Annotated in this window: 3 protein-coding genes and 1 tRNA gene; all 4 read right to left on the reverse strand. The window is 57.6% G+C overall.

Going from position 1 to position 7,353, the window contains the following annotated elements; genetic code table 11:
- Window positions 1–254: 254 nt before the first annotated feature.
- Entirely contained in the window at window positions 255–1,319 is a 1,065-nt protein-coding gene (locus ACRESJ_RS27550; RefSeq protein WP_431760685.1) for a tyrosine-type recombinase/integrase, read from the reverse strand.
- Between the two features lie 128 nt (window positions 1,320–1,447).
- Window positions 1,448–1,524, reverse strand: a tRNA-Ile gene (locus ACRESJ_RS27555).
- Window positions 1,525–1,539: 15 nt separating this feature from the next.
- Entirely contained in the window at window positions 1,540–5,286 is a 3,747-nt protein-coding gene (locus ACRESJ_RS27560) for a bifunctional diguanylate cyclase/phosphodiesterase (RefSeq protein WP_431760686.1), read from the reverse strand.
- Window positions 5,287–5,410: 124 nt separating this feature from the next.
- On the reverse strand, window positions 5,411–7,258 hold the full coding sequence (gene rpoD, locus ACRESJ_RS27565) for an RNA polymerase sigma factor RpoD (protein WP_431760687.1): 1,848 nt from the start codon (window positions 7,256–7,258) through the stop codon (window positions 5,411–5,413).
- Between the last annotated feature and the right edge of the window lie 95 nt (window positions 7,259–7,353).

Below are 7,353 nucleotides of genomic sequence, written 5' to 3' on the forward strand. Positions count from 1 at the left end.
TTGATGTTGGTAGGTTTGATTTATCAATATTATACATATTGATAATTGTGTGATTTATTTTTCCCTTGCGGGTCATATGCTTATCCTCCGGCGGGGCTTAGGCATAGATTTTTTAGAGATTTTTTTGAGCTGACTGACAACTGGCAGTCCCGGATGGGCAAAGCTCTTTAGTCGAGGCGCGATTCAGCTAGGTGGACGTGTCCGCCTAGCTGGAGCGTGCCAGTTTTGTACGAAAGGGCTGCATGGCAGAGGGGCTAAGGCTCGCGAACCAATCTGTCCAGCTTGCTCACAAGATCCTCCGCACGTAGGTGCGTGTAACGCTTCAGCATCTGCATCGACTTGTGTCCGCTGATGGCGGACACCTCCTGGTCGGATAGGCCGCCCTCGACCAATCGGCTCACAGCCTCATGACGCAGATCGTGAAAGCGCAGATCAGGCATGCCGAGCTTGGTCTTCAGCAAGCCCCAGGTCTTGGTAAAAGCGTAGGGGCCGCGCTTGCCGTTTTTGCCAGGTTCGCCAAAGAACACCAGGTCACAGTCAATCGGGCGCACGGGGTTGTTCAGAGCTGCCTGGAAGGTCTCTGTTGCCCATTTGCTAAGCGGGACAGTGCGTGCACTGTCGTTCTTGGTGTCTGAGAGACGCACCACGCGTTTTTTCATGTCGACCTGGTGCCGTCGCAGGGATGTGATCTCGGATGAGCGCATGCCGGTTTCCAGGGCGATACGGACGATCCAACCGAGCATGGGGTTGCTGTGATTGTTTACGGCTGTCAGCAGGCGGCGTTCTTCTTCTGCAGACAAGCGCCGGTCACGGCCTTCGCCGGGGCTGGGTTTGCGGATATTCAGCACCGGATTGAAGCTGAGTCCCAGGCCCCATTCCTGAATTGCCACGGTGAACAGGTGGCTGAGGAGGGCCAGCTCCAGGCGTACGGTGTTGTTGCTGGTAGGTTTGCCGCGATTGGTGATTGATGCCAAGCGGGTATCGCGGTAGCCGGCGATGATTTCAGCGGAGAGGGCAGCCATGGAGTATTTACCCAAGTGGCTAATCAGCTGTTGAGCTTTAGTCGCTTCGGCGCGCTGAGTGGTTGGCTTCTTGGTTGGACTGATTTCGTTCAGGTAGCGTTTCAGCGCCAGTTCCAAGGTCATGCGCTCGGAGCCGCTGCGCTGTATGTACACGCCTCTGACCATTTCGTCTTCGGTGCGGCGTGCCCAGTCTTCGGCGTCACGCTTCGTACGGAAGGTTTTTGTGTTGGTCGGCCAGCCTGTTTTGCGCACCAGAGCTTTCCAGGTGCCTGCAGTCGTTTTGACGAGGGTGGCCATGATTTTTCTACTCCAAAGGCTTGCCGCAGTACCGGCACTGTACTGAATTTGTACCTTTGGACTATAGGACTGGTCTAGCGGTTTTTGTGGCAGGCATGAAAAAGCCGCGCAATGCGCGGCTTTGAGTGTGGTGGGCCCACACGGACTTGAACCGTGGACCAAAGGATTATGAGTCCTCTGCTCTAACCAACTGAGCTATAGGCCCTCAGTAGGTCGCGGATTATAGCGACGGTTTCGCGGCTGTGCTATCCGAAAAATCCAATACGGTTGTACGAAGAAATGTCGCGGCAAATTCGTCGGGGGGTAGAGGCACGCTGACGATGTAGCCCTGGATTTGTTCACAGCCCTCGTAGGCCAGGAATTGCTGCTGCGCCTGGCTTTCCACGCCCTCGGCAATCACGGTGAATTGCATGCTTCGGCCCAGGGCGATGATGGCGCGCACGATGGCTGCGTCGTGCGGGTCATCCGGCAGACCGCGGACGAACGACTGATCGATCTTGAGAATGTCCAGGGGCAGTCTCTTGAGGTAACTCAGTGACGAGTAGCCCGTGCCGAAGTCGTCGATCGCCAGTTGCACGCCCAAGCGCTTGAGCTGGTGCAGCACGGTCAGCGCCTCTTCGGCCTGGCTCATGATGAAGTTTTCGGTGATTTCCAGTTGTAGCAAGCCGGGCTTGAGCCGGTAATCCTTGAGCAATTGTTCGATGCGCCCAAGCAGGTTCGGTTGGCGCAATTGGGCGCCAGCGAGGTTTACCGACAGCGGGCCAAGGCCTTCGTAGGTTTTGTTCCACTCGTGCATTTGCCTGCAGGCAGTGTCCAGTACCCAGTCGCCAATCTGCAAAATCATGCCGTTTTCTTCAGCCAGGGAGATGAAGTGTTCCGGCGGTACGTCGCCAAAGGTTGGATGGCGCCAGCGGATCAGTGCTTCGGCACCCACCAGGCGATAGTCATCGAGGCTGATCTTCGGTTGGTAGTAAAGGTGCAGTTCATTGCGTTCGATGGCGCGGCGCAGTTCATGTTCAAGCGCCACGCGTTCGCTGGCCTGGGCAGTGAGATCGCGGGTGTAACTTTCAACCCGGTTACGGCCCTTGGCCTTGGAGCGGTACATCGCCGCGTCGGCGTTCTTGATCAGCGTGGCGACGTCGCAGCCGTCCTGTGGATAAAGGCTGGTGCCGATGCTGGAACTGATAAAGAACTCGTGTTCGCCAGCCTGGAATGGTGCGGTAAAGCAATTGAGCAGCTTGATGGCGATGTTGTCGGCATCGCTGGGTTGCTGCAGGCCAGGCAGCAAAATGATGAACTCGTCACCGCCCAGGCGCGCCACGGTGTCGATGTCCCGTAGCTGTTCCTTGAGGCGAACGGCGATGCCTTTGAGCAGCAGGTCGCCGACGGGGTGTCCGAGGCTGTCGTTGATGTGTTTGAAACGGTCGAGGTCGAGGAACAGCACCGCGCCCTGACCACCGTTTTCTTTCTGGGTGTTGAGTGCAGTCAGCAAGCGGCTTTCGAACAGCGTGCGATTGGGCAGGCCGGTCAGTGGGTCATGGTGCGCCTGATAATCGAGCTTGGCCTGGGCGTGCTTGAGGCTGGAAATGTCGGCGAACACCGCCACGAAGTGTGTGATGAATTTGTCGCGGTTACGCACGGCGCTGATGGTCAGCCAGCTCGGGTAGAGCTCGCCGTTCTTGCGTCGGTTGGAAATTTCGCCCTGCCAGTGGCCTTCGGCAGTCAGTTGGTGCCACATGGCTGCGTAAAACGCGCTGTCATGCAGGCCCGAGGCAAGCAGGCGAGGCGTGTGCCCCAGGGCTTCGCTTTCGCTGTAACCGGTGATTTCAGTGAAGGCGCGGTTGACGGCGCTGATGTGCTGTTGGGTGTCGGTGATCAAAACGCCTTCGGCGGTACTCTCGAACACGGTGGCGGCCTGTTGCAGTTTTTCCTGCATCAGGTGGCGTTCGGTGATGTCCCGGGCGATGGTCAGCATGCAATCCTCGTCGCCAATCGGCAGAGGACGGCTGGACACCTCGCAGAGGCGGATCTGTCCATCGCTGCGACGGATGTGGCAACTGAAGTCGCGCACGAAACCATCGCGGTGCAGCAGGTCGAGCATCTGTTTGCGTTCGTTGAGGTTGACCCAGATCCCTAGATCCAGAGCTGAGCGGTCCACCGACATCGCACTGTTGAACCCGGTGATACGGCTGAATCCCTCGTTGACCTCAAGCAACAGGCCATCGCTCTGCCGGGACAGCAGCAAGCCGTCTGGAGAGGCGTGGAAGGCCTTGGCGAATTTTTCTTCTGAGGTTTGCAGCTGTTGTTGGGTTTCCTTGAGCTGGGTGATATCGCGCACAACCACCACCAGGGCTGGCGTTGTATCGAGGTCGAACGGTTCGGCTGAGATCAGGCCGGTAAAAACCTGGCCGTTGTTGCGGCGAAAGGGCATCTCCAGGTTGCGGATGCTGCCGGCCTGCAAGCGCTGCAACAACCCTGGTCCTACACCGGGAATGCCCCAGATGTTGAGGTCGGTGGCCGTCTGACCGATGACTTCTTCGGCCCGCAGGCCGATTTGCTCTTCAAACGCTTCGTTTACCTCAAGCAGACAGCCGTCGCTGAGCCGCGCAATGACCAGAATGTCCGGGCATTGCTGGAATACGGAGGCGAACTTCTGTTCCGACAGGCGCAGCGCTTCTTCTGTGCGCTTGGCTTCGCTGATGTCGATCATCAGCCCGCGCAACACCGGTTCATGGCCATGTTCGATGAGGCTGACAATGTCACGGACCCACAAGGTGCGCCCGTCGGCGGTGATGACTCGGTAATCCAGGCTGTGATCTCGCCCGGCCAGCACTTCGTGGTCGCAAAAGTTTTGCGCACGGATGAGGTCCGCGGGGTGGATGATGTTGCGCCAGAAGCCCGGTATCAACCAGTGCGATAGGGGATAACCCAGCAGATCTTCCGCATGGGGCGACACATAGCTGTAGGTGAAATCGCTTATTCGCGCTTCCCAGGCAATGGCCGACAGGCTTTCTACCAGTCCACGGTAGTGGTATTCGCTGCTCCGCAGTTCCTGTTCAAGATCGACCCGTCGAGCGATTTCCGAACTCAACCGACGGTTGATCCGGATCACCACTGCCAGCACGATCATCAGTAGCAGTAAGCCTGGCAGGCCATAGACCAGCAAGTCGGACCAAAATGTCCGGTGATCGAGAACGTTGCCAACCCAGTGCTCCTGAATAGCGCTGATTTCGGCGGGAGACATGTCGGCCAGGACTTTGTCGAGGATGCCGACCAGCATTTTGTTGTCCTGCGGTACGCCCATGGCCAGTTGATAGCGATAAGGGGTTTCGCCGCTCACATACAAACCGTCAAGCTTGAGCTGGCGCAGGCTCCAGACGCTGGAGGCGAGATCGCTCACCACAGCGTCCACTTCGTCAGTCGCCAGCGCCTGCAAGGCTGAGCTGACATTGGGCATGGCCACCAGGTTGAGATCGGGATGGTGGGTGCGTAAGAGTTCGTGGGGCGCATAGTTTTCCACCACGGCGATTTTCAGGCCGTACAACTCTTCGATTTTGCGCGGCTGGGCCCCTCCCACGTGGGCCATGATAACGATCGGGAAATCCAGATAAGGGCGAGTGAACGACAGGAAAGACTGACGTTCCGGAGTCGACATGATGCCCGGCAAGAGATCCAGCTTGCCTTGCTTGGCCTGGTCCAGAACCACTGTCCAGTTGGCCGGTTCGACAGGCGTCAGGTTGATGGCCAATCGCTGTCGAATTAGGGCGATATAGTCTGCCGCAAGGCCCTGATAACGCCCTTGATCGTCGCGAAACTCAAAAGGGGGCCAGGACGCATCAACGCCCAGGCGCAAGTCCGGGTGGTCCGCAAGCCAGCTTCGTTCATCGTCGGTTAGAGTCAGCGCGCCAGCCGTTGCGGTCCAGGTTATAAGCGACAGCAAAAAAAGCACGGTCGGCAGTCTGGGCATAACGGTCTCGTTATGGCTCGGGGAATGCGTCAGAGTGTAGACGGGCAAATCGGCGAGAGGGGTATAGCGCGGGGATTTAATCTGCATAAAACAAAACCCCCGGCCTGAGCCGGGGGTTATGTGATCACTCGTCGAGGAAGGAGCGCAGATGCTCGCTTCGCGTCGGGTGGCGCAACTTGCGCAACGCCTTGGCTTCGATCTGACGAATCCGTTCACGGGTCACGTCGAACTGCTTACCAACCTCCTCGAGGGTGTGGTCGGTATTCATGTCGATACCGAAACGCATGCGCAGTACCTTGGCTTCACGGGCAGTGAGGCCGGACAGCACTTCGCGAGTCGCTTCTTTAAGGCTCTCAACGGTGGCTACATCGATTGGCGACTGCATGGTCGAGTCTTCGATGAAGTCGCCCAGATGGGAGTCTTCGTCATCACCGATCGGGGTTTCCATGGAGATCGGCTCTTTAGCGATCTTCAATACCTTACGGATCTTGTCCTCAGGCATTTCCATGCGTTCGCCCAGCTCTTCCGGAGTCGGTTCGCGACCCATTTCCTGCAACATCTGGCGGGAAATACGGTTGAGCTTGTTGATCGTCTCGATCATGTGCACCGGAATACGGATGGTGCGGGCCTGGTCGGCGATCGAGCGAGTGATCGCCTGACGGATCCACCAGGTGGCATAAGTCGAGAATTTGTAGCCGCGGCGGTATTCGAACTTGTCTACCGCTTTCATCAAACCGATGTTGCCTTCCTGGATCAGGTCGAGGAACTGCAGGCCACGGTTGGTGTACTTCTTGGCGATGGAGATCACCAGACGCAAGTTCGCTTCAACCATTTCTTTCTTCGCGCGGCGGGCCTTGGCCTCACCGATCGACATGCGACGGTTGATGTCCTTGATCTCGGCGATCGTCAAGCCGGTTTCGGCTTCCAGCGCGGTCAGCTTCTGCTGGCAACGAATGATGTCCGGTTGCAGGCGAGCGATGGCTTCAGCGTATTTGGTTTTGCCTTTGCCCAGTGCATCGGTCCAGCTTTCGTCGACTTCATTGCCCGGGAACTGGCGCAGGAAATCGGCACGCGGCATGCGAGCATCACGAACGCAGAGCTGCATGATTGCACGCTCTTGCTGACGCAGACGATCCAGGGCACTGCGAACACGCTCGACCAGGCCTTCGAATTGCTTCGGAACCAGTTTGATCGGCATGAACAGCTCAGCCAGGGCCAACAGCTCGGCGATTGCCTGCTTGTTGTTACGGCCATGCTTTTTCAGCGCCTTGCGGGTGATTTCCGCCTGATCGGCTACAGCGCCAAAACGCTGGGCAGCGATGATCGGGTCCGGACCGCTTTCGGCTTCTTCTTCATCATCCGAAGATTCGGCTTCATCGTCGTCGCTGTCGTCATCCGCTTTCGCGGTTTTGGAATCGACCGGCGGTGGCACTTCGGCGGCAGGCGGCGTAATGCCGTCGTCCGGGTCGATGTAACCACTCAGAACGTCGGACAGGCGACCACCTTCGGAGGTGACGCGGGTGTATTCGGAGAGAATATGGTCAACCGTGCCAGGGAAGTGCGCGATTGCGCTCATCACTTCACGGATGCCTTCTTCGATTCGCTTGGCGATTTCGATTTCGCCTTCACGAGTCAGAAGCTCGACTGTACCCATTTCGCGCATGTACATGCGCACAGGGTCAGTGGTGCGACCGATATCGGTCTCCACCGCTGCCAACGCAGCGGCTGCTTCTTCCGCAGCGGCCTCGTCGGTATCGGCGTCGGCCAGCATAAGGGCGTCCGCATCCGGAGCACTCTCGTGTACGGGGATCCCCATGTCGTTAATCATGCGGATGATGTCTTCCACCTGCTCTGGATCTGAAATATCCTCGGGCAGGTGGTCGTTGACCTCGGCGTAAGTCAGATACTTCTGCTCACGACCCAGTTTGATCAACTCAATAATACGAGACTGCTGTTGCGCTTTTCCGGACATAACACCCTATCCACTGAAGGTCTTGGCGGGCAAAAAACAAGCCGAGGATTATACCTGAGCTATGACCTCACGCGCCAGTTGAGGTCGGGTTTGAT

The sequence above is a fragment of the Pseudomonas sp. genome, from assembly GCF_050739655.1.
In the GTDB taxonomy this organism is placed as follows: domain Bacteria; phylum Pseudomonadota; class Gammaproteobacteria; order Pseudomonadales; family Pseudomonadaceae; genus Aquipseudomonas.